Origin of the sequence: Rhizobium sp. BK377 (genome assembly GCF_014193935.1) — a bacterium.
In the GTDB taxonomy this organism is placed as follows: domain Bacteria; phylum Pseudomonadota; class Alphaproteobacteria; order Rhizobiales; family Rhizobiaceae; genus Rhizobium.
Map to the genome: position 1 here is coordinate 1,419,574 of NZ_JACIAC010000001.1, position 20,473 is coordinate 1,440,046.

Below are 20,473 nucleotides of genomic sequence, written 5' to 3' on the forward strand. Positions count from 1 at the left end.
GCCATGGCACGCGATCTCGGCCTGGAAGAACTGATGCGCGAGGAACTCGGCGATCGGCCGGGGCTGACCGAAAAATCCATGTTCGGCGGCTGGGCCTTCATGCTCAACGGCAACCTGCTCTGCTGCGCGCGCCAGGATGGCATGTTGCTGCGTCTCGGCAAGGGTAATGATGGCTGGGCACTGGCTCTGCCTGGCGTGATTCAGATGCTGTCAGGCGAGCGGATCATGCATGGCTGGGTGCGGGCCAATGCCGATGTCTATGGCGACGATGCCATGCGGCGACGTCTCATCGACGCGGCGCTTGCCTATGTGGAACCGATGCCTGCCAAATGAACCAGTGCCCGTCAAGGCGCCGCTGACGAAACGACGAGGAACCCAAGATGCCGAAGGCCAATCCACGCCATCCGAAATTTCCGATCCCCGGCGGACCGGAGCTGCGCGCCAAGGGCTGGCGGCAGGAAGCGCTGCTGCGGCTTCTGGAAAATGTGCTCTCGGTCGGCGAAGACCCCGACAACCTGGTAGTCTATGCCGCTCTCGGAAAGGCGGCGCGCAACTGGGCGGCGCATCGGGGCATCGTCAAGGCGCTGATCGAGATGGAGGAGGACCAGACGCTGCTCATTCAGTCCGGCAAGCCGATCGGGCTGGTGAAGACGCATGCCAAGGCGCCGCTCGTCATCATGGCAAATTGCAACATCGTCGGCCAGTGGGCGAAGGCCGAGGTCTTTTACGAGCTGCAGCGCAAGGGGCTGATCTGCTGGGGTGGGCTGACGGCCGGCGCCTGGCAATATATCGGCAGCCAGGGGGTCATTCAGGGCACCTACGAGATTTTCATGCGCATCGCCGAACGCCGATTCGGCGGCGATCTCCATGGGCGCTTCGTGCTGACGGCAGGGCTTGGCGGCATGGGTGGGGCGCAGCCCCTGGCGGGCCGCATGGCCGGCGCTGCCATCCTCTGCGTCGACATCGATCCGGAACGCGCCCGCAAGCGCCAGCAGATCGGTTATCTGCAGGAGATCGCGCCCGATCTCGACAGCGCGCTCGCGATGATCGATGCCGCGGTCAAGGATAAGCGGGCGCTTTCCGTCGGGCTCGTTGGCAACGCCGCTGAGATCTATCCGGAAATTGCCCGGCGCGGCATCGTGCCCGATGTCGTCACCGACCAGACCTCGGCGCATGACCTTGTCTATGGCTATGTACCGAAGGGCATGAGCATCGATCAGGTGAAGGGACTGCGCGACGATGGCCAGGGCCAGCTGATGGCTGCGAGCCGCGCCTCAATCGTCGAGCACGTCACCGCAATGCTGGAATTCCAGAAGCGGGGTGCGGAAGTCTTCGACAATGGCAATCTCATCCGCACGCAGGCCCGCGAGGGTGGCGTTGCCAATGCTTTCGACATCCCGATCTTTACCGAAGCCTATCTCCGCCCCCTCTTTGCCCGCGCCATCGGCCCGTTCCGTTGGATGGCCCTTTCCGGTGAGGAGAGCGATATCGCCCGCATCGACGACCTGCTCCTGGAGATGTTTCCCGACAACAAGATCATCACCAACTGGATCCGCCTGGCGCGAGAACATATTCCCTTCGAGGGGCTGCCGGCGCGTATTGCCTGGCTCGGCTATGGCGAGCGCACGGCGCTCGCGCGCCGCGTCAACGAACTGGTCGCCAGTGGCGAGCTCAAGGGGCCGGTCGCCTTCTCGCGCGACCATCTCGATGCCGGCGCAATGGCGCATCCGAACATCATGACCGAGCGTATGAAGGACGGCTCAGACGCCATTGCTGACTGGCCGCTCCTCGACGCAATGATGCTCTGCTCGTCGATGGCCGACCTTGTCGTCGTCCACTCCGGCGGCGGCGGCTATGCCGGTTATATGACGAGCTGCGGCGTCACCGTCGTGGCCGATGGCTCCGAAGCCGCCGACGAACGCCTCGATCATGCGCTCACCAACGATACGGCACTCGGCGTCATGCGTTATGCCGATGCCGGTTATGACGAGGCGCTCGACGAGGTGGCGAAGAAGGACGTGCCCTATATCCGGCTTGGCTGAAAGCCATTGTCATAGAAGCCGCTTTTCCGCAGGCTCGGCGTCGTAGCGGTCATGCAGGCCATCGAAATATGCAACCGGTGCCGCGGCAAGTTCTTCGGTGCTGGCATCGTCAAGGCAACTGACGGCGACGACAACTAAGGGGCCGATTGTTTCATTGTCGTTGCGGGCAAAGGAAGCGACGCCGCAGTTTTCGCAGAAGAGATGCTGGATCGAGCCGGAAGCGAACTGATATTTGCGCAGCCGATCCTCGCCCGAGACCAGCCGGAAGTCATCGGGCTGCACGACAGCTAGCCAGCTGCGCTTCTTGCGGCAGATCGAACAATTGCACTTGAAGGTGCCCGCTGAAAGGTCAAGCCCGGCTTCATAGGCAACGGCGCCACAATGGCAGCTTCCATGATAGATTTTCTTCAACGTGGTTCTCCGACTTGTATTTAACCTTTCAGTTAATTAGTCGTCGCACGCCAGAAGTCAAGGGAGGAGACGGGCGAGACGGCGCGCGGTCAGCGCGGACAGAAACGCGAGCGCCATCATCGTCAGCGTGAAAATCACGATCGCAGACCATCCCTCCACAGCCCAGAACCATCCGCCGGCAGAGCCCATGACGCTCGAGCCGATGTAATAGGCGAGCATGTAGAGCGAGGAGGCGTGACCCTTGGTGCCGGCAGCAAGTTTGCCCACCAGGCCGCTTGCCACCGAATGCGTCATGAAGAAGCCGCTTGTCAGCACGATGATGCCGGTGATGATCAGCGGCAGAGAGGCCGAAAGGGTCAGAGCACAGCCTGCTGCGGTGATGACGATACCCGCCAGCAGCACCGTAAAATGGCCGAGCCTGTCGCCAAGGATGCCGCCGACCGAGGACGCGCCGATACCGAAGAGGTAAACCGTGAAGATCAAGCCGAGTTCGGTCTGGTTGAGATCATAGGGAGGTGCCACGAGCCGGAAACCGGCATAGTTGTAGATCGTTACGAAGGAACCCATCGCGAAAAAGGCAATCGTGAAGATGAAGGGTAGCGCCGGGTTGCTGAGGTGTCCGGACCACGCCTTCAGATGAAATTGCGGATCGAAGCCGGCGCGGCGCACGAAATTGCGCGAGGGCGGCAGTAGCGCAATGAAGCCGATCGCGGCGGCCAGGCCGATGGCGCCGATCAGGAATAGGGCCGGTCGCCAGGAAAGATATTCGGCGAAGATACCCGTCAGCACCCGGCCCGACATGCCGCCGAAGGCCGTGCCGCCGACATAGAGACCCATGGAGGCGCCGAGACCGCGCGGGTCGATCTCCTCCGCGAGATAGGCCATGGCAACGGCCGGAACCCCGCCCAGAACGAAGCCCTGCAGCGCGCGGATAATCAGCATCAGATGCCAGTTCGGTGCAAAGGCGGTAGCGATCGTCAGCACGGCGGCGCCAACCAGCGAAATCGACATGAGGCTGCGCCGGCCGAGCCCTTCGGAGACGGCAGCGGCGCAGACGATGGCGATCGCCAGGAAGCCCGTGGAGAGGGACAGCGACAGCGAACTTTCAGCCGGACTGACGGCAAATTCCTGCGAAAAGATCGGCAGGAGCGGCTGCACGCAGTAGAGCAGCGAGAAGGTGGCAAAACCCGAGAGGAAGAGCGCCAGGCTCGCGCGGCGATAAGCGCCGGTGCCACGCGTGAGATAGTGCTTCCGGTGGCTTTCTTCGGTCGTTTCAAGGCCGGCGACGTCTTGGATTGCAGAGTCGGACATATCAATTCCTTCCTGCCGTCGATCTAGTCAGATCGCCTCTATTTGTCCAATATATGAGACAGGCGTTCTTGATAGCTTTTGGAGATAGCTATGGAGTTGCGACATCTCAGGTATTTTCTGGCGGTCGCGGAGGAGGGCAATTTCACACGGGCAGCCGCACGCCTCGGCATCGGCCAGCCGCCGCTCAGCCAGCAGATCCGAGATCTCGAAACCGAAATCGGCGCCACGCTTTTCCATCGCGTGCCGCATGGGGCGGAATTGACCGCAGCCGGCGCCGCCTTCCTGCCGGAAGCGAAAGCGTCGCTCTCGGCAGCCGAGAAAGCACGGCTGGCGGCCCAGAGCGCCAATCGCGGCGAAACCGGCCGGTTGTCGCTCGGCTTTACCGCCTCCTCCGCCTTTAACCCCGTGGTCAGCACGACGATCCGCCGCTTTCAGGCCCGCTGGCCGGATGTGCAGCTTTCACTGACGGAGATGAATACGCTCGGCCTGATGCAGAAGCTCGAGCGCGGCGAAGTGGATGCGGCCTTTATGCGGCCGGGCCTCGACGATCCCGTTGGCGTCAGGCTGAAGCGCCTGCCGGACGAACCGATGGTCGTCGCCCTGCCAGCAAGCCATCCGCTGGCGAAGCGGAAGACGCTGGCGCTTGCCTTGCTGGCGAGAGAGCCTTTCATCCTCTTCCCGCGGCTGGTCGGGCTCAGCCTTTATGACGATGTGGTGCGCGCCTGCCACGAGGCGGGCTTCGAACTGACGGTGGCGCAGGAGGCGCCGCAAATTTCCTCGGTCGTCAATCTCGTCGCGGCCGATCTCGGCGTCTCCATCGTGCCGGCCTCGATTTCGCAGATCAAACTTGCCGGCGTCGCCTACCGGCCGATCGACGGACCGCCCGCTGTGGCACGGCTGGCGCTGGCCGTGCTGCGCAGCCAGCGCTCTCCCGTAACCGAAAATCTGATGAGCCTTCTGAATTAGAAATCCGGATCCCAATAGGGCGGATCACCGAAGGTCTTCTTCAAATGATCTGCGATGGCGCGCAGTTTGGCCGAGGGGTTTCGGCCTTCGGGATGGGCCATGTAGATGAATTCCGGTTCGGGCTTGGCGCCGACATCGATCTCTATCAGCCGACCGTCCCGAATTGTCGGACCGGCGATAAAGGTTGGCAACAGCGCAATGCCGAGGCCTTCGATCGCGGCATCATGCAGCATGTCACCATTGTTGATGCCGAGACCGAGCGTGGCGCGGATGACGACCGCGCCCTCCTCCGTCTGGAAGCGCCAATCGGCGGCACCGCGGTTGGTATAGAAGACACCGCGATGATCATTGAGATCGGACAGCGAGCCGGGCTTGCCGTGACGCTCGATATAATCGGGTGAGGCGACGAGCAGCCGGCGGCTACGGGCGAGCTTCCAGGCGACCAGCCTCGTATCGGCGATAGCGCCGTGGCGGATGATGGAATCATAGCCATCCGAGGCCGGATCCACGCGCCTGTCATCCATATCGAGCGTCAGTGCGATCTGCGGATGCGCCTTCAAAAACGGATAGAGGGCCGGGCCGAGATGCAGGCGGCCAAAGCTGACGGGGGCCGCGATGCGCAGTGGCCCAGAAAGCGTGCCTCGGCGCTCGGCCATATCGGCCGCGGCGTCTTCCATCTCGCGAACGATGCGCCCGGCGCGCTCCAGAAACGCTGCTCCATCTTCCGTCAGTGTCAGTTTGCGCGTGGTGCGGTGGACGAGCATGGCGCCCAGTGTCTTCTCCAGTTCCGCCAGTCTTTCGCTGACAACCGACTTGGACAAACGCAGCCGCCGGGCGGCCTCGCTGACCGATCCGGCCTCCACCACGGCGACAAAAGTCGCAATCCCTTCAATCTTCATCATCGTTCGGCTTTCCCGAATTCGAGCTCCGCATTTGGGAGACTAATCCGAACGAAGGAAAAGTGCCATCTTCCAGCCATCGAAACGGGACGGCAATGCCGATCCAACCCAAAGTCAGGAGATGGAACAATGAATCGTTTGATCGACAAAGTCGCAATCGTCACCGGCGCAAGCTCGGGTATCGGTCGCGTAACCGCCAAGCTTTTCGCCGCCGAAGGCGCCAAGGTCGTCGTTGGTGCGCGTCGCCAGGCCGAGCTTGAAAACCTGGTTGCAGAAATCAAGGCTGCCGGCGGCGATGCTGTGGCCATTGCCGGCGATGTCCGCTCGGAAGACTATCACAAGGCGCTGGTCACAGCCGCCGTCAAAAATTACGGCAAGCTCGATATCGCCTTCAACAATGCCGGAACGATCGGCGAAGCGGGTCCGAGCACCGAAGTTTCAGAAGCAGGCTTTGCCGAAACGCTGGCAATCAACCTGACGGCCTCCTTCCTCGCTGCCAAGCATCAGATCGCCGAAATGATCAAGCATGGCAGCGGCTCGGTGATCTTCACCTCGACCTTTGTCGGCTACAGCTTCTCCTTCCCGGGCGTGGCAGCCTATGCCGCCAGCAAGTCTGGCCTCATCGGGCTCACGCAGGCGCTCGCTGCCGAATACGGTCCGCAGAATATCCGCGTCAATGCCATCCTGCCTGGTGCTGTCGATACGGATATGTATCGCGAAATGAACGACACTTCGGACAAGCAGTCCTTCATTACAAACCTGCATGCGCTGAAGCGCGTCGCAGCGCCGGAAGAGCTTGCCCGCTCGGTGCTTTATCTCGCCTCCGACGACGCGAGTTTCGTCACGGGTACGGCTTCGCTGGTCGATGGCGGTGTATCGATCACTCGCACCTGAGCATGATGCATAACATGCAAAAGCCGCGGCTCCTCTCATCGCGGCTTTTCGTTCATGCGCCGGCAACGAGGCGGCGGATCGCGGTTTCGATGTTGGTCGCACCCTTCAACGATTTTTCGCGGCCGCCTTCAAAGTCGATCCAGCCATCGTTGAAGCCCTCGAGCATGCGTATGCGCGGTTCCGGGTTCTTCATACCCTGGGCGCGGAACAGCTCCTCCCAGCTTTCCCGCGGCACGACTTCCGCCGTCACCGGCTTGCCGAGCGCCTTGGCGAAGGCGGCTGCGATCATGATCGGGCTGACACGTTCCTGCGCTTCCAGTTCCGCGACACGTACGCCCTGCCAGTCCTCGCGAAGCATCTTCGCACCAAGCAGGCCAATATCATCGACAGCAATCATCGGTACAGCATGATCGAGCGGCTGAAGGAAGCTCGAAATGACGCCGCTTTCGCGGGCCGGCGCCACATCCCACGCGGCATTTTCCATGAACCACGCAGCGCGCAGGAAAGCGACCGGAATGGAGAGTGTCGAAAGCTCCTTCTCGACAATGCCGAGCTGGCTCAACAGGTTCGGCTGTGTGGCCTGCGCGCCGACCGTCGACAGGCAGATGAGCTTTCCGGGCCTTGCCGCCTCAAGCGCTGTCTTCAGCGTTGCCAGCATACCTTTCACCTCCGGGAAACCCGATGCGGGATCGAAAAGCGGAGGGATGACGAGAAAAACGGCTTCCGCGCCTCCGAACGCCAACGTCAGCGCTATAGCGTCGCTCATGTCGGCGACAGCCAGCTCGCAGCCGCGTTCTTTCCAGCCTGCAGCCTTTTCTGGATTTCTCACGACGGCGCGGACCTTTGCGCCATCCTTCAGCAGATGATCGGCAACAGCGGCGCCGACCTTGCCAGTCATTCCGGTTACAGCAAACATAGAGCAACTCCTTTATAGGTTGGCCCCACTATGCCGCCAGGCGATATGTGATTTAAGTGCGCTTATGTCACATTATCAGTGACTTCTGCGCAGCAATTGCTGCGACTTGCCAAATCGACCTTCGTCGTGATGCAGGCAGGTTCTTGTTCCGGCACGCGATAGGACATATCGGCTCAGCAACATCCCTTTGCGACCGCTGCTCGTCCTTTTCATGCCCGGCCCGACGTCTTTGGAGTTTCACATGCGATCGGCGTCGGCATGGCGATTGCGATCGTTGCGCCGAAGCAGACCAAAGCCTGCGCGCTGCGATTGCATGTTTTCCGCCAAAGGCTTAGGGTTTGTTCGGTCAAAGAAGCGACGGGAAAAGACCATGGCTCTCAGCGGCAAACGCATCCTCCTCATCATCTCGGGCGGCATCGCGGCCTACAAGAGCCTCGATCTCATCCGTCGCCTGCGCGAACGCGGCGCCTCCGTGCGGCCGATCATGACGAAGGGTGCGCAGGAATTCGTGACCTCGCTTGCCGTCGGCGCGCTTGCTGCAGACCATGTCTTTACCGATCTCTTTTCCCGACAGGACGAGCAGGATGTCGGCCATATCCGGCTGGCGCGCGATTGCGATCTGGTGCTGGTCGCGCCCGCAACAGCCGATCTCATGGCGAAGATGGCTAGCGGGCTTGCTGATGACCTCGCCACCACGGTGCTGCTCGCCAGCGATCGGCCGGTTCTCGTAGCACCCGCGATGAACCCGAAGATGTGGGCGCATCCGGCGACGAAACGCAATATCGAGACATTGCGGCGCGATGGCATCCGTTTCATCGGCCCTGCTGCCGGCGAGATGGCGGAAAGCCGAGAGACCGGCACGGGCCGCATGGCCGAGCCGCTGGACATCGTGGCCGCCGCCGAGGCCCTGCTCGATGATGGTCCGAAGCCGCTTGCCGGCAAAAAAGCAATCGTCACTTCAGGCCCGACGCACGAGCCGATCGATCCGGTGCGCTACATCGCCAATCGCTCCTCCGGCCGGCAAGGCCATGCCATTGCCGCGGCGCTTGCGCGGCTCGGGGCGGATGTGACGCTGGTGTCCGGTCCGGTCACCATTCCCGATCCCGTCGGCGTCCGAATGGTGCATGTCGAGCGGGCCGAAGAGATGCGCGATGCCGTTCTCGCTGCCCTTCCCGCCGATGTCGCAGTGATGGTGGCTGCGGTTGCCGACTGGCGCGTCGCGTCAGCTGCCGACCAGAAGCTCAAGAAGCATCCGGGCGAATCCATTCCGACGCTGGCGCTGACGGAGAACCCGGACATTCTCAAGACCGTCGGTCATCACACGACGCGGCCGAAGCTGGTGATCGGGTTTGCTGCAGAGACACAGGATGTCGAAGCCAATGCCAGGCTGAAGCTGGAGCGCAAAGGCGCGGACCTGATCGTCGCCAATGACGTCTCGCCGTCGACCGGCATCATGGGGGGGACGCGCAACAGCGTAAAACTCATCCGCCGCGACGGTATCGAGCAATGGCCGGATCTATCCAAGGACGAGGTGGCGGAACGGCTGGCCGCGTTGATCGCCGAACAGCTTATGCAGAGATAGAAAGAGGTTCCAGCCGTTTGGCCGCAGGCTTTTCCGGCTGGAAAGCCGTAATCTGGAGACCATCGGCACCGACGATCACCGCACTCCCGTTAGGGATTTCCTGCCAGGCATCACCATCGTCATTCAGAGGCTCGGACACGAGGCAGTGGCCATTGGCAAGGGGCGCGGCATAGAGCGTCGGCGCCTTGCAGTCGCTGGCATAGCGCACCGCATAAAGAGACTTCCCGTCCGAGAAGGCCGCTGTGAAGCGCAACAGAACGGAGCCAAGGATATTTTCCGCCAGGCCTTCGACGAAGGCGATGGTCTGGGCCACAGCGGCGACCGGCGCATCCCGGAGACCGAATTGCAGAGCGAGCAGGAACAGGAGCTCGGAATCCGTTGTGCCGCTGCGGGCATTAAAGAGCTCGTCGTCGAGCATGGTTTCCATCGGCCGACGCAGGCGCTCGAAACCGGAAATCTGCCCATTATGCATGAACGACCAGGTTTCATACGTGAAGGGATGGCAGTTGTCGCGCCGTGTGCCGCCGCCGGTCGCGGCCCTCACATGGGCGAGGAACAGCGGCGAGCGGATCTGCCGCGCTAGGCTCTTCAGATTGCAGTCGGACCATGCCGGCAGAATATCGCGATAGCGGCCAGGTTCAGGCCGGTCACCATACCAGGCGATGCCGAAACCATCGCCATTCGTCGCCGTTTTGGCGCGGGTGGCGCAATGGGATTGCTCGATCAGGGAATGGGCGGGCGAGGATACCAGTTCCTCCAGATAGAGGGGGTCTCCACGATAGGCTGCCCAGCGACACATGCTCTTGCTCCGTCCCGCCGCTGCTACGGCAGGAATGCTGAAAACGCCTTGGATTGTCCGACGCTATGGCTAATAAGGACTTAACAGGCACCTGATTTGCAAGGCAAAGATGACAAATTCCTGACGCTGTCGGAGATCACTTTCCGCAAAAACGATGTGAAATTGCGTGATTGCGGCGGTGGAAGATCAGGCAGTTGAACGACATAACCAGACGCCGGCTAAAAAACAGCCATGCATTTTCCTCTTGCATCGCGAAGGAATCAGCCTACTTTTAGATCATTATCAACGTAACGAAAGGAAGGTGATCCAATGTCTAATGAGTTTTCGGACCTCGTAACAGGCATGGAAGTGGTGATGAAAGCGAGGCAGCCCTCGCTCTAAACCCCACCTTCCTGGGGCCGCATCAGACGGTCCGGGCCGGTTACAGGCCAAACCTCATGGAAAGGGTCGCGAAAGCGGCCCTTTTTATTGTCTTCATTGTGCGTTGACGCTCAAGCGGAGTGGCTTTATTCATATAGTTATCAGATGACTTTACGAATAAAGCGCATGCAACCTCTCAACAAAACCAACCTTGCCGACACCGCCACTGAAGCGATCCGCAACGAGATACTCGCCAAACGCTGGGCTGTCGGCGAGAAACTGCCGAACGAGAGTTCACTTTCGGCCATGCTTTCGGTCAGTCGCGGCACAGTGCGCGAGGCCGTGCGTGTCCTCGTGTCGCAGGGCCTTTTGGAAACACGGCAGGGTTCCGGCACTTATGTGCTTTCGACCACCGATAACAGCCGAGCGCTTAGCATGGCCCGGCGCGCCAGTCTGCGCGACCAATTCGAGGCGCGCTGCGCACTTGATGTCGAAGGCGCACGGCTCGTCGCCATCCGCAAGACACCCGGCATCATCGCCGGACTTCGCGCATTGCTTGCCGAACGCGGCAATTATGAAGGCGGCGATCCGGCAGGCTTCATCGAACGCGACCTTGCCTTTCACAAGGCCGTCATTGCCGCATCCAACAACCGGGCGATGATCGAGATCTATGATTTCTTCTCCCTCTCGATCGCCGAGACGATTGCCGCGACACTCGACAAGGCGATTCCAGAGCCTGACATGCAGTCACACCAGTTGATTGTCGACGCCATCGAAACCGGCAGTCCCGACAAGGCCGATGCAGCCGTGCGCGATTTCATGGCACCCATCCTTTCCGCCCTCGATCGAATGCTTCTTTCATGACAATGCCCATACAGAATGCCACATCCTCGTTCGACGCAGTCGACGAGGCGATGATCGATGCCGAAATCGACAGCGTGCCTTCACCGCTGCCGCCGCAGAAGCAGAGCATGACGGCGCGCTTCCTGCTCGGTGCCAGCCTTGTGTTGATCGCCTTCAATCTGCGGCCGGTGTTTTCCAGCGCTTCCGCCCTGCTGCCGGAAATCCGCACCGAACTCGGCCTGTCGCCTCTGGGGACCAGTCTGCTGACGACCTTGCCCGTCGTTTGCCTCGGCGCCTTCTCGCCGCTGGCGCCGCGGCTTGCCCAGCGCATCGGCTCGGAGCGGACACTGCTCGGTGTGCTCCTGCTGCTGACGCTCGGTACGGCGCTGCGCGGTCTTTCCTCCGTCCCCCTGCTCTTTTTCGGCACCGCGCTTGCCGGTGCTGCGATCGCCATCGGCAACGTGCTGCTGCCCGGGCTTGTGAAACGCGACTTCGCCGCGAATACGGCTCTGATGACCGGCCTCTATACGATGGCGCTCTGCGCGGGCGCCGCCGGTGCGGCCGGCCTGACGCTACCGATCGAACACGCGCTCGGCGGCTCGCTGCAAGGCGCGCTCTCTGTCTGGGCGCTGCCTGCGCTCTTTGTCGGGCTCATATGGCTGCCGCAGGTCTTTGCGAGCAGCCGACAGGCTCGGCGCAGCGGTTTTCGCGTTGAAGGTCTATGGCGGGACAAGCTTGCCTGGCAGGTCACGCTTTTCATGGGGCTCCAATCGGCGCTTGCCTATTGCGTCTTCGGCTGGCTGGTGCCGATCCTGCGCGAACGCGGTCTTGACGGTGTTGTGGCCGGCGGCATCGTCTCGATTTCCGTCATGGTCCAAGCCGCCGCCTGTCTCGTCGTGCCGCACATCGCGGTACGAGGCAGGGATCAGCGCCTCATCAACGTGACGCTCTGCGCCTTCGCCGTCGTCGCACTTCTCGGCCTGCTCTTTGCGCCGCTTTCCACCGTCTGGGTCTGGGCCGTGCTGCAGGGCATCGGTCAGGGCGGGCTGATCGCCGCGGCGATGACAGCCATCGTGCTGCGTTCGCGCGATCCGCATGTCGCCGCTCACCTTTCCGGCATGGCGCAATGTGTGGGTTACCTGCTTGCCGCCATCGGCCCGTTCATTGTCGGTCTGATCCGCGGCTGGACTGGAAATTTCGCTTGGTGTGCGGTGCTTTTCATCGCACTCGGCCTTGGCGCCGCCTTCAATGGGTGGCGGGCCGGCCGGGCGCTGCATGTGAATGCGCGCACAATCGAGAAGGTCGAATAGGCCGGGCTCACCTTCTTATCACCATCTCTTGATCTCCATCGAAGGAATACGGCTGCTACCCTATCTCAGCTGCATTCTGACCCACCGGAGGAAAATCTTTGCGCTTCCGATCCGTGCTTCTGTTCGCCGCGCTGGCTGTTGCGCTCGCGCCCGCCTTCTCGTTTGCGCAGGAGGCTGGCGAACGACGCGCTCCTGCAGCACAGGGCTCTCCACGCGAAGGTGTCCTCAAGCTGCTGCCTGGCGATTCCGTTACCGAGCACGAGCTCACGACGGCCGATGGGCGCAAGACAGCCTATACGGCCACGGCAGGCACACTTGATCTCTTCGGCCAGGATGGCGGACAGAACGCTGCAATCTTCTATACCGCTTATGTAGCCAAGGATGCCGGGCCGGACCGGCCGCTCACCTTTGCCTTCAACGGAGGCCCGGGCGCGGCTTCCGCCTTCCTGCATCTTGGACTTGTCGGCCCGCGTATACTTGATTTTGGGCCTGACGGCCGTGACGGCGCAAATGCGAAGCTCGTCGACAACCCGCATAGCTGGCTCGATTTCACCGATCTTGTGCTGATCGACCCCATCGGTACCGGATGGAGCCGTACGGTAAAGGCGGACGACGCCTCGAACTACTATAATGTCGGCACCGACGCGCAGACGATGGCGAAGGTGATCGCCCTCTACGTCGCGCACAATAACCGCGGCAATTCTCCGAAATATCTGCTCGGCGAAAGCTATGGCGGCTTCCGCGCCGCCAAGGTTGCGTCGGCCCTGCAGCAGAGCCAGGGCATCATCATCGCCGGCACCGTCATGCTTTCGCCGCTGCTCGAAGGTCAGCTGATGTTCGACGCCGACCAGTTCGCGCTGGGTGCTGCGCTGGAATTCCCCTCACTGGCAGCCGCCGAAGCCGACCGGCGCAAGAGCTTCAGCGAATCCGGCCAGCGTGATGCCGAGAGTTTCGCGCTTGGAGACTACCTCACCACGCTCGCCGGCGCTGCACCGACAGGTGACGCGGCAACAAGCTTCTACAAGAGGGTCTCCGATCTTACGGGCATTCCGCTTGAAGTTGTCACCCGCAATCGCGGCTTTCTCGGCGATGCCTACGCGAAGCACTCCGGCAAGCAGCCGGGCGAGGTCATGAGCCCATACGATGCTGCCTTTGCAACACCCGACCCCTATCCCGAATCCGATTACGACCGAGGCGACGATGCGATCCTCGACGGCTTTACCAGGGCCTATGGGGGAGCCTTTGCCGACTATGCCCGCAACGAACTCGGCTTCAAGACCGAGATGACCTACACGCTGCTCGAAAATGACATCAGCCGACGCTGGGAGTGGGGCAGCGGCCGCGGTTCACGTTTGCAGGCGAGCGCCACCGACGACATCAGGCAGATGCTCGCTTCCAACCCATCCTTCCACCTGCTGATCGCCCATGGCTACAGCGATCTCGTGACGCCTTACGGCGTCAGCCGCTATGTGGTGGATCACTTGCCGCCGTCCCTTGCGGAAAATCGTATATCGCTGAAACTCTATCGCGGAGGGCATATGTTCTACACGACCGCCGGCCAGCGCGCCGCATTCACGGCGGATGCAAAGGCCTTTTATGCCGCGCATCCCGCCAGCCCGCCGGCAGATTGAAGACCATCGAGGGTTGCCGGAGGGCCTTGCTGACCTAATTTCCCCGGCATGGCAAACAGCAATCAGTTATCAGAAGCTCGGCCATCCGGCAGCGCTTCCCGGCAGGAAGAAACCCTCTCCACACTCTCTTCTTATCTTCAAAACGGCGCACTCTTCCTCGATATCGACGGCACGCTCCTCGATCTTGCGCCGACGCCGGATGAGATATTCGTGCCGCCGGCACTTCCTGCGCAGCTCGACGTGCTGTCGCAGAGGCTGGGCAGGGCGCTGGCTCTGGTGACGGGGCGAGGTCTTACCTATGCCGACCGCCTCTTCGCTCCATACCAGTTTCCCACCGCCGGACTGCATGGAGCAGAGCGCCGCAGCCCTGACGGCAGCATCTTCAAGGTGGAGCCGACAGGCGAGTTCGAGAGATTGAAGATCGAGCTTCGTGCAGAAACGGCGGGCTGGACCGGCATCGTCATCGAGGATAAGGGCGCGGCTGTCGCTGCACATTTCCGCCTTGCGCCGGCGCGGCAGGCGGAACTGACGGAACTGATGCAGCGTTTCGTGAACCGTGCAGGACCGGATTGGACCCTGCAGCATGGCAAGATGGTTCTCGAAATCCGGCCAGCCAGAGCCAACAAGGGCGATGCGTTGGAGAGTTTTCTCGCAACTCCAGCCTTCCGCGGTCGTCATCCGATCGCCATCGGTGACGATGTCACCGACGAGGCGATGTTCAGCATGGCGAACCGGCTCGGCGGTTACTCCATCCGCGTCGGCCCGCCGTCTGCCGAGACCGCCGCTCGCGGCACTCTGCCTTCCGCGGAAGCGGTCCGCGAGATCGTCGCGCGTTTTGCCGGCTGATTGCATTTTTGCAGTTATTTCTAATGAAAGGAATTTTTCATGAGCCGACTTGTCGTCGTTTCCAACCGCGTCCCCGTCCAGGAAAAAAAGGGGGCCGCGTCCGCCGGCGGGCTTGCCGTGGCGCTGGAAGCCGCCCTCGAAAAGCGCGGCGGCATCTGGATGGGTTGGTCGGGAAGGATCAACGAAGAAGGCGAACCCGGCCCGCTTTCGATCGAGCAGCGGGGCAACATCACCTATGCACTGACCGACCTGACATCCAAGGATGTCGACGAATATTACTTCGGTTTCGCCAACCGCATGCTCTGGCCGATCTGTCATTACCGGCTGGATCTCGCAGAATATGGGCGCACGGAAATGGCCGGCTATTTCCGTGTCAACCGCTTCTTTGCCCATCGGCTGGCGCCTCTGATCAAGCCTGACGACATCATCTGGGTCCACGATTATCATCTGATCCCGCTCGCTGCCGAGCTGCGGCAGATGGGCATCAAGAACAAGATCGGCTTCTTCCTGCACATCCCCTGGCCACCGGCCGACGTACTCTTCGCCATGCCCGTCCATGAGGAAATCATGCGGGGGCTTGCCGCCTACGATCTCGTCGGCTTCCAGACCGATCATGACCTCGAAAACTTCGCGGGCTGCCTGCGCCGCGAGGAGATGGGTGACATGATCGACGAAGGGCGTTTCATCGCCGGCGAGCGCATGTTCCGCGGCGGCGCCTATCCGATCGCCATCGAGACGGCCGCGTTCGCTGAATTTGCCAGGAGGGCCGGCAGTCACAGCATGGTCTTGAAGGCACAGCAGAGCATCGAAGACCGCAGTCTCATCATCGGCGTCGACCGGCTGGATTATTCCAAGGGTATCACCCAGCGCATCGACGCATTCGAACATTTCGTCACCAACAACCCGGCGCATCAGCGCAAGGTGACCTATCTGCAGATTACGCCGAAATCCCGTTCGGAAGTGCCTGAATACGAAGCGATGCAGCGGATGGTCGCCGAACAGGCCGGCCGCGTGAACGGCGCACTCGGCACGGTCGATTGGGTGCCGATCCGCTATATCAACCGCTCCGTGAGCCGACCGGTGCTTGCCGGCCTTTATCGGCTCGCCAAAGTCGGCCTCGTTACGCCATTACGCGACGGCATGAACCTCGTCGCCAAGGAATATGTTGCCGCGCAGGATCCAGATGATCCGGGCGTGCTGGTCCTCTCTCGTTTTGCCGGTGCGGCACGCGAATTGAATGGCGCTCTGCTTGTCAATCCCTACGACATCGTCGGTACATCCAATGCGCTGGCGCGCGGCCTCAATATGCCGCTCGACGAGCGCCGCGACCGCTGGCGGCGAATGATGGATCATCTGCTGGAGCACGATGTCTCGCGCTGGTGCGATAACTTCCTGGGCGACCTCGCCGCCTGAACAGTTTGCCGGGGCGGCACCATAAGTCGCCCCTCTGCAAGAACAGTACTATGAGTTGGAATGTAGCGCTGCGCCACTTCAGGCCGGCAGCGGGTTTTCCGGCCAGTCCGCGGTCATGTTCGCCTGGACTGGCCGCTCGAGATAGGTGGAAAGCACCACATAGCTTTTGGTGGCCGTCACGCCGGGAACAGCATGAATTTGCGAGAGAAAGGCTTCAAGCGCGCGCGGGCTTTCGGTGCGCACTTTGAAAATGACACTGGCGTCGCCTGCAACCGAATGCATCTCCTCCACCTCGGGAAAGCGGCAAAGCTGCATCAGCCTTTCGCTTTTGCCCCAACCCGCAGCCTCGACATGCACGAAGGCCAGCAACGGCTTGCCGAGCGCCGTGCCATCGAGCGCAGCGTGCGCCCCTTTCATGACGCCGGACCGGCGCAGCCGCTTGACGCGCTCATGCACGGCAGGCGGCGACAGATTGACGGCTTTGCCAAGGGTAGTATAGCTCTGCAGGGCATCCTCTGTAAGCGCGCCTAATATCTTTCGGTCGAAAAGGTCCAGTTGTTCGGGCTCTCGCCTGCTACGTCGAATACCATTCGGTTCTTTTGTCATTCGGAAAATCTGCCTTATCGCCGAAAAATATTCGGCAATAATAGAGCCAAGCTTTCAGATATTCGAGGGAGGAACTCTCAAATGGAACTGGTGAAGCACAATCCGAGCCGCGGCATCTATGCGGCAACATCCGATTATATTCACGCGATTGAGGTCAGGCATCCTGTCCGCTTTCTGTTCGTGAGCGGCACAATGGGGCTCGACGCGGAATGCGTGCCGGGCAGAGATCTCTCGGTCCAACTAGACCTCATCTGGTCGAACCTGCGGGCGATTCTTGCGGATGCCGATATGGACGTCAGCAACATTGTGCGGTTGACCAGCTATCTGCGGGACCCCGACTATGCCGAAGCAAACCAGAATGCGCGGCTGGCCGCACTCGGCGATCATATCGTACCGACCACCGCCATCGTCGTTCGAACGCTTCAGAAAGACTGGCTGGTGGAAATCGAAATTATCGCTGCCGCGTGAAATGCCGCCCTGTCTGGACAAGGCGGCACCATGGGATGTTCAAGCAGCCTGGCGCAGCAGGCGGAGGGCTTCTTCCAGATCGGGCAATTGCCGTCCATGCGCGCGGTCGTCGAGTTCCTTGTCGAACGGCTGGCAAGGTAATCAGGCGGCCTTGGCCGCGTGATATTCCTTGATTGCCACCATCTTGATCGCCGGATAGCGTTCCGCCTCGTAGCGCAGCGAGAAACCATCCTGCGCCAGGAAGACCGGGTCGCCGTCGAGATCACGGGCGATATCGCCGCGCTTGACGGTGAGGAACTTGTCGAGTTCAGCAGGCTGGTCAGACGAAATCCAGCGGCAGACGGAGAAGCGCGACATTTCGAAGGAGACGGGCAGGCCATATTCCGCCATCAGGCGCTCCTTCAGGACATCGAGCTGCAGCGCGCCCACGACGCCGACGATGGCCGGCGAGCCATCTTCCGGCTGGAAGAGCTGGACGACGCCTTCTTCGGCCATCTGCTGCAGGGCTTCCTTCAGCTTCTTGGCCTTCATGGCGTCTTCCAGGCGGACGCGGCGCAGGATTTCAGGCGAGAAGTTCGGCACACCCTGGAATACCAGGCTTTCACCTTCCGTCAGCGTGTCGCCGATGCGCAGCGTGCCGTGGTTCGGGATGCCGACGACATCGCCGGCGAAAGCCGTATCGGCGAGCTGGCGCTGCGAGGCGAAGAAGAACTGCGGCGCGGTGAGGCCAAGCTGCTTGCCGGTGCGTGCCAGGCGGGCCTTCATGCCGCGCTCCAGCTTGCCGGAGCAGATACGGGCAAAGGCGATACGGTCACGATGGTTCGGGTCCATGTTCGCCTGAATCTTGAAGACGAAAGCCGTCATTCTGTCTTCGGCGGCATGCACGGTTCTGACATCGGCGACCTGGTCACGCGGCGGCGGAGCGAAGTCGCCAAGCGCATTGATGAGATCGCGAACACCGAAGTTGCGCAGGGCGGAGCCGAAGAAAACCGGCGTCATATGACCTTCGAGGAAGGATTCCCGATCGAAGGGGCGGCAGGCTTCGATCGCCAGTTCCACCTCCTCGATGAAGGCATCGCGTTCATTTTCCGGCAGCCGGTCGGCAACGCTCTGCGGTCCGTTGACGGCAGTAACGTCGACTTCCGTATCGGAGCCGCGCACCGTGTTTTCCTTGAGATGATAGGAACCGCAGAAGGTCTTGGAGCGGCCGATCGGCCAGGTGACCGGGGCCGTGTCCAGCGCCAACTTCTCCTCGACCTCATCCAGGATCTCGAAGGGATCGCGGCTCTCACGGTCCATCTTATTGATGAAGGTGATGATCGGAATGTCGCGCATGCGGCAGACTTCGAACAGCTTCAGCGTACGCGGCTCGATACCCTTGGCTGCATCGATGACCATGACGGCGGCGTCGACTGCCGTCAGCGTGCGGTAGGTATCGTCAGCAAAGTCTTCGTGACCGGGCGTGTCGAGAATGTTGAAGACATTGCCTTCATATTCGAAGGTCATGACTGAGGTGACAACCGAGATGCCGCGCTCGCGCTCGATCTTCATCCAGTCCGAGCGGGTCTGCATGCGATCCTTCTTCGCCTTCACTTCACCGGCGAGCTGGATAGCGCCGCCGAAAAGCAGCAGCTTTTCCGTGAGCGTCGTCTTACCCGCATCCGGGTGAGCGATAATAGCGAATGTGCGGCGGCGGGAGACCGCCTCGGCGAGACTTTCGGCCATGATGTGAATCCTGTGGAATTGCGGCGTATCTAGCGATTAAAGCGCGCCATTGCAATTGACCTTGCGGCACGAGGCACGAAGTAATGCCGCATGACCATTCACACAGACACCCGCCCTACCCTCAAACTGATCCGCCTGCCGAACGGCCATGGCTTGGATCTGCCCGCCTATGAAACGCGCGGTGCAGCCGGCATGGACCTGCGCGCGGCCATCGACGAGGACAAGCCGCTGGTGCTGGCGCCCGGCAAACACGCGCTCATTCCGACGGGTTTCGTCTTCGAAATCCCCGAGGGTTTCGAGGGCCAGGTGCGCCCGCGTTCCGGTCTTGCAGCCAAGAACGGTGTCACCTGCCTCAATGCGCCCGGTACCGTCGACTGCGATTATCGCGGCGAAGTGAAGGTCATTCTCGTCAATCATGGCGAGGAGGAATTCACCATCACGCGCGGCATGCGCATCGCGCAGATGGTGATTGCACCATTCGTCCAGACCCGCATTGCCGAAGTCTCAGAGACGACCGAAACCGCACGCGGCGCCGGCGGCTTCGGTTCGACCGGAGTATGAGCGTCGTCGATTCCGGCGGGCTTACCTTCCGACAGGATTATTTCCGCGATCCCGCGGCCTGGAGCTCTCTCGTCTCCCTTCTCGATGATACATTCGGCATCGATATCGATCCGCTGCGCGAACTTGGCGGCCCGGACCCGACCAGCATGCCGTTTGGCTGGTTTACGAATGAAGGCTTGCTCGCCGCCAATCTCTCCGTCTTCGCCATGCCCTTCGTCCTCAACGGCAGGCTCGTCAACGCCGCCGCCTTTCAGTCCGGCGCGGTTCGCCCGCCATGGCGCGGCCACGGCCTTTATCGCGATGTGACGGGCAAGGCGCTTGCCTGGTGTGAGGCGCGGGACTTCGAGGCCATCATCCTCTACACGGACAAGCCGGCGCTTTACGAGCCCTACGGTTTCCGCTCACTTCCGCTTCACAAGTATGCCGGCGCGGCACCAAAGTCTGAAGGTGCCGCCGCATCACGACCTCTTCAGCCGCGCGATGCCGATGATCTCGCTCTGCTTCAGGGCCGGCTGAGGAACCGCAAGCCAGTTTCGGAGACGCTCGCCGTCGCCAGCAGCGCTGCGATGTTCCTCATCAACACGCAGCTCGATCCCGATGTTCGCCTGAGCTATCTGGAAGAGAGCAAGGCCGTCATTGCATGGAAGATGCCGGCACCAGACCACGTCGCTCTTCTCGACGTGGTCGCGGCGGAGATCCCCTCACTCGCCACAATCCTTTCCGGTCTCGGCATCCAGGCAACGATAGTCGAAACGCTGTTCCGGCCGGACAGGCTCGGATGGTCCGGAGAGGCGATGCCTTATGGAGGCGGAACACGGCTGATGCTGCGCGGACTGGAGGAGATGAGCCTCGATCATCCCGCCATGCTGTCGCCAATGGCGGATTTCTGA

Annotated in this window: 20 protein-coding genes; 13 read left to right on the forward strand and 7 right to left on the reverse strand. The window is 61.4% G+C overall.

What is annotated here, in order from left to right:
- Nucleotides 1-3 precede the first annotated feature (3 nt).
- Both FHT92_RS07015 and FHT92_RS07020 read left to right on the forward strand, forming a co-directional pair.
- Nucleotides 4-333, forward strand: a complete 330-nt coding sequence (locus FHT92_RS07015) for a TfoX/Sxy family protein (protein ID WP_183823418.1) — start codon at nt 4-6, stop codon at nt 331-333.
- A gap of 47 nt (nt 334-380) precedes the next feature.
- Complete coding sequence (locus tag FHT92_RS07020) at nt 381-2,042, forward strand: urocanate hydratase (RefSeq protein ID WP_183823420.1); 1,662 nt, start codon at nt 381-383, stop codon at nt 2,040-2,042.
- 9 nt (nt 2,043-2,051) lie between these two features.
- Here the strand turns inward: FHT92_RS07020 and FHT92_RS07025 are convergent, their stop codons facing one another.
- Both FHT92_RS07025 and FHT92_RS07030 read right to left on the reverse strand, forming a co-directional pair.
- Nucleotides 2,052-2,453 carry a GFA family protein gene (locus tag FHT92_RS07025; RefSeq protein ID WP_183746065.1) on the reverse strand — a complete coding sequence of 134 codons (402 nt, stop codon included), beginning with the start codon at nt 2,451-2,453 and terminating at the stop codon, nt 2,052-2,054.
- A 57-nt stretch (nt 2,454-2,510) separates the two neighbouring features.
- Nucleotides 2,511-3,764 carry an MFS transporter gene (locus tag FHT92_RS07030; RefSeq protein ID WP_183823422.1) on the reverse strand — a complete coding sequence of 418 codons (1,254 nt, stop codon included), beginning with the start codon at nt 3,762-3,764 and terminating at the stop codon, nt 2,511-2,513.
- A gap of 90 nt (nt 3,765-3,854) precedes the next feature.
- On the opposite strand from FHT92_RS07030, the gene FHT92_RS07035 reads away from it, so the two are divergent.
- The gene (locus tag FHT92_RS07035; RefSeq protein WP_183823424.1) at nt 3,855-4,730 is read left to right on the forward strand and encodes a LysR family transcriptional regulator; all 876 of its coding nucleotides are present in this window, start codon (nt 3,855-3,857) and stop codon (nt 4,728-4,730) included.
- Here FHT92_RS07035 and FHT92_RS07040 read toward each other — a convergent pair.
- Complete coding sequence (locus FHT92_RS07040; RefSeq protein WP_183823426.1) at nt 4,727-5,632, reverse strand: LysR family transcriptional regulator; 906 nt, start codon at nt 5,630-5,632, stop codon at nt 4,727-4,729. The genes FHT92_RS07035 and FHT92_RS07040 overlap by 4 nt on opposite strands.
- Before the next feature lie 126 nt (nt 5,633-5,758).
- Here FHT92_RS07040 and FHT92_RS07045 point away from each other — a divergent pair, with 126 nt between their 5' ends.
- Nucleotides 5,759-6,523: an SDR family oxidoreductase gene (locus tag FHT92_RS07045; RefSeq protein ID WP_183746053.1), complete on the forward strand. Its 765-nt coding sequence runs from the start codon at nt 5,759-5,761 to the stop codon at nt 6,521-6,523.
- Between the two features lie 52 nt (nt 6,524-6,575).
- Here the strand turns inward: FHT92_RS07045 and FHT92_RS07050 are convergent, their stop codons facing one another.
- Nucleotides 6,576-7,439: an NmrA family NAD(P)-binding protein gene (locus tag FHT92_RS07050; protein WP_183823427.1), complete on the reverse strand. Its 864-nt coding sequence runs from the start codon at nt 7,437-7,439 to the stop codon at nt 6,576-6,578.
- 370 nt (nt 7,440-7,809) lie between these two features.
- Here FHT92_RS07050 and coaBC point away from each other — a divergent pair, with 370 nt between their 5' ends.
- Nucleotides 7,810-9,021, forward strand: coding sequence for a bifunctional phosphopantothenoylcysteine decarboxylase/phosphopantothenate--cysteine ligase CoaBC (gene coaBC, locus FHT92_RS07055; protein ID WP_183823429.1), 1,212 nt, complete (start codon nt 7,810-7,812; stop codon nt 9,019-9,021).
- On the opposite strand, the gene FHT92_RS07060 is transcribed toward coaBC, so the two are convergent.
- On the reverse strand, nt 9,008-9,820 hold the full coding sequence (locus FHT92_RS07060; protein WP_183746044.1) for a class II glutamine amidotransferase: 813 nt from the start codon (nt 9,818-9,820) through the stop codon (nt 9,008-9,010). The genes coaBC and FHT92_RS07060 overlap by 14 nt on opposite strands.
- 546 nt (nt 9,821-10,366) lie before the next feature.
- On the opposite strand from FHT92_RS07060, the gene FHT92_RS07065 reads away from it, so the two are divergent.
- The 5 genes from FHT92_RS07065 (at nt 10,367) to otsA (ending at nt 16,223) form a co-directional block, all read left to right on the forward strand.
- Nucleotides 10,367-11,044 carry a FadR/GntR family transcriptional regulator gene (locus FHT92_RS07065; RefSeq protein WP_183823431.1) on the forward strand — a complete coding sequence of 226 codons (678 nt, stop codon included), beginning with the start codon at nt 10,367-10,369 and terminating at the stop codon, nt 11,042-11,044.
- A complete protein-coding gene (locus FHT92_RS07070; RefSeq protein WP_183823433.1) occupies nt 11,041-12,333 on the forward strand; it encodes a CynX/NimT family MFS transporter in 1,293 nt (430 codons plus the stop codon). Before FHT92_RS07065 ends, FHT92_RS07070 begins: the two co-directional genes overlap by 4 nt.
- Before the next feature lie 98 nt (nt 12,334-12,431).
- On the forward strand, nt 12,432-13,964 hold the full coding sequence (locus tag FHT92_RS07075; RefSeq protein WP_183823435.1) for a S10 family peptidase: 1,533 nt from the start codon (nt 12,432-12,434) through the stop codon (nt 13,962-13,964).
- 48 nt (nt 13,965-14,012) lie between these two features.
- A complete protein-coding gene (gene otsB, locus FHT92_RS07080) occupies nt 14,013-14,810 on the forward strand; it encodes a trehalose-phosphatase (RefSeq protein ID WP_183746036.1) in 798 nt (265 codons plus the stop codon).
- 39 nt (nt 14,811-14,849) lie between these two features.
- Nucleotides 14,850-16,223 carry an alpha,alpha-trehalose-phosphate synthase (UDP-forming) gene (gene otsA / locus FHT92_RS07085; RefSeq protein WP_183746023.1) on the forward strand — a complete coding sequence of 458 codons (1,374 nt, stop codon included), beginning with the start codon at nt 14,850-14,852 and terminating at the stop codon, nt 16,221-16,223.
- A gap of 78 nt (nt 16,224-16,301) precedes the next feature.
- Here otsA and FHT92_RS07090 read toward each other — a convergent pair whose 3' ends face one another.
- Nucleotides 16,302-16,829: an Lrp/AsnC family transcriptional regulator gene (locus FHT92_RS07090; protein ID WP_183823437.1), complete on the reverse strand. Its 528-nt coding sequence runs from the start codon at nt 16,827-16,829 to the stop codon at nt 16,302-16,304.
- 81 nt (nt 16,830-16,910) lie between these two features.
- On the opposite strand from FHT92_RS07090, the gene FHT92_RS07095 reads away from it, so the two are divergent.
- Complete coding sequence (locus tag FHT92_RS07095; protein WP_183746016.1) at nt 16,911-17,297, forward strand: RidA family protein; 387 nt, start codon at nt 16,911-16,913, stop codon at nt 17,295-17,297.
- A gap of 141 nt (nt 17,298-17,438) precedes the next feature.
- Here FHT92_RS07095 and FHT92_RS07100 read toward each other — a convergent pair whose 3' ends face one another.
- Entirely contained in the window at nt 17,439-19,022 is a 1,584-nt protein-coding gene (locus tag FHT92_RS07100; RefSeq protein WP_183746014.1) for a peptide chain release factor 3, read from the reverse strand.
- A gap of 90 nt (nt 19,023-19,112) precedes the next feature.
- Here FHT92_RS07100 and dut point away from each other — a divergent pair, with 90 nt between their 5' ends.
- Nucleotides 19,113-19,583 (forward strand): dUTP diphosphatase, encoded by a 471-nt coding sequence (gene dut, locus FHT92_RS07105; RefSeq protein WP_183823438.1) that lies wholly within the window; start codon nt 19,113-19,115, stop codon nt 19,581-19,583.
- Nucleotides 19,580-20,473 (forward strand): GNAT family N-acetyltransferase, encoded by an 894-nt coding sequence (locus tag FHT92_RS07110; protein WP_183823440.1) that lies wholly within the window; start codon nt 19,580-19,582, stop codon nt 20,471-20,473. Before dut ends, FHT92_RS07110 begins: the two co-directional genes overlap by 4 nt.

Coding starts and splice junctions, on each gene's coding strand:
- FHT92_RS07015 (WP_183823418.1), top strand. CDS start 4: ATGGCACGCGATCTCGGCCTGGAAGAACTGATGCGCGAGGAACTCGGC.
- FHT92_RS07020 (WP_183823420.1), top strand. CDS start 381: ATGCCGAAGGCCAATCCACGCCATCCGAAATTTCCGATCCCCGGCGGA.
- FHT92_RS07030 (WP_183823422.1), bottom strand. CDS start 3,764: ATGTCCGACTCTGCAATCCAAGACGTCGCCGGCCTTGAAACGACCGAA.
- FHT92_RS07035 (WP_183823424.1), top strand. CDS start 3,855: ATGGAGTTGCGACATCTCAGGTATTTTCTGGCGGTCGCGGAGGAGGGC.
- FHT92_RS07040 (WP_183823426.1), bottom strand. CDS start 5,632: ATGATGAAGATTGAAGGGATTGCGACTTTTGTCGCCGTGGTGGAGGCC.
- FHT92_RS07045 (WP_183746053.1), top strand. CDS start 5,759: ATGAATCGTTTGATCGACAAAGTCGCAATCGTCACCGGCGCAAGCTCG.
- FHT92_RS07050 (WP_183823427.1), bottom strand. CDS start 7,439: ATGTTTGCTGTAACCGGAATGACTGGCAAGGTCGGCGCCGCTGTTGCC.
- coaBC (WP_183823429.1), top strand. CDS start 7,810: ATGGCTCTCAGCGGCAAACGCATCCTCCTCATCATCTCGGGCGGCATC.
- FHT92_RS07060 (WP_183746044.1), bottom strand. CDS start 9,820: ATGTGTCGCTGGGCAGCCTATCGTGGAGACCCCCTCTATCTGGAGGAA.
- FHT92_RS07065 (WP_183823431.1), top strand. CDS start 10,367: ATGCAACCTCTCAACAAAACCAACCTTGCCGACACCGCCACTGAAGCG.
- FHT92_RS07070 (WP_183823433.1), top strand. CDS start 11,041: ATGACAATGCCCATACAGAATGCCACATCCTCGTTCGACGCAGTCGAC.
- otsB (WP_183746036.1), top strand. CDS start 14,013: ATGGCAAACAGCAATCAGTTATCAGAAGCTCGGCCATCCGGCAGCGCT.
- otsA (WP_183746023.1), top strand. CDS start 14,850: ATGAGCCGACTTGTCGTCGTTTCCAACCGCGTCCCCGTCCAGGAAAAA.
- FHT92_RS07090 (WP_183823437.1), bottom strand. CDS start 16,829: ATGACAAAAGAACCGAATGGTATTCGACGTAGCAGGCGAGAGCCCGAA.
- FHT92_RS07095 (WP_183746016.1), top strand. CDS start 16,911: ATGGAACTGGTGAAGCACAATCCGAGCCGCGGCATCTATGCGGCAACA.
- FHT92_RS07100 (WP_183746014.1), bottom strand. CDS start 19,022: ATGGCCGAAAGTCTCGCCGAGGCGGTCTCCCGCCGCCGCACATTCGCT.
- dut (WP_183823438.1), top strand. CDS start 19,113: ATGACCATTCACACAGACACCCGCCCTACCCTCAAACTGATCCGCCTG.
- FHT92_RS07110 (WP_183823440.1), top strand. CDS start 19,580: ATGAGCGTCGTCGATTCCGGCGGGCTTACCTTCCGACAGGATTATTTC.